Origin of the sequence: Pseudomonas sp. EA_65y_Pfl1_P113 (assembly GCF_963970525.1) — a bacterium.
Taxonomy (GTDB): Bacteria; Pseudomonadota; Gammaproteobacteria; order Pseudomonadales; family Pseudomonadaceae; genus Aquipseudomonas; species Aquipseudomonas tritici.
Window position 1 is genome coordinate 1 of sequence record NZ_CAXAQM010000198.1, and the last position, 658, is coordinate 658.

Consider the following 658-nt stretch of genomic DNA (forward strand, 5'->3'; position numbering starts at 1 on the left):
CATCGCGTCTCTCCTATGCCTTGCCGTTCCGGCAGATCGCCAATGCCTCCATTTATCGCCATGCGCTGGTGCGGCCGATCGAGATTGTCCCATTTGGTATCGATCTGTCGGTGTTTACGCCGCGTATCCCGCCCGTCCGCCAACCTGGTGATCCGTTGGTGGTCGGCTGTATTGGACGAAGCGAACCGCAAAAAGGCACTGGCTATGTGCTGGAAGCATTTCAGGAGCTTCATGCCAAGGACCCACGCCATCGGCTGCGGATCGCCTATGGCAATTTGCCCGAAGGGTGGAGCCACGAAGCGGCGGAGATCGTCGTGCCGCGCAACGACGTTGAACTGGCGGCTTTTTACCGCTCGCTTGACGTTTTGGTCGCGGCCGGCACCGTGCAGCATGGTGCGCCGCATTATCCCGCACTGGAAGCGCTCGCCAGCGGGGTCGCGCTGGTGACAACGGGATTTGAGCCGGCAACTGCGGACAATGCCTGGCTGGTGCCCAACCGGGACTCGCGTGCGATCGCAGATACACTCGAAACAATCGCCGCGAATCCCGCAGAAGCGGCACACCGGACGGAGCTGGGTTTAGCCGCAGTTGTGCCATTTGCATGGTCGGTCGTGGCGGATCAGGCTCTTGATACCTTTCGCCGGTTTGATGGACATCG

General features: G+C 60.9%; 1 protein-coding gene. It reads left to right on the plus strand.

Annotated elements, in window-relative coordinates; genetic code table 11:
* A partial coding sequence (locus tag AACY52_RS29110) for a glycosyltransferase family 4 protein (RefSeq protein WP_339561187.1) occupies nt 1-658 on the plus strand: 658 nt, incomplete at both ends.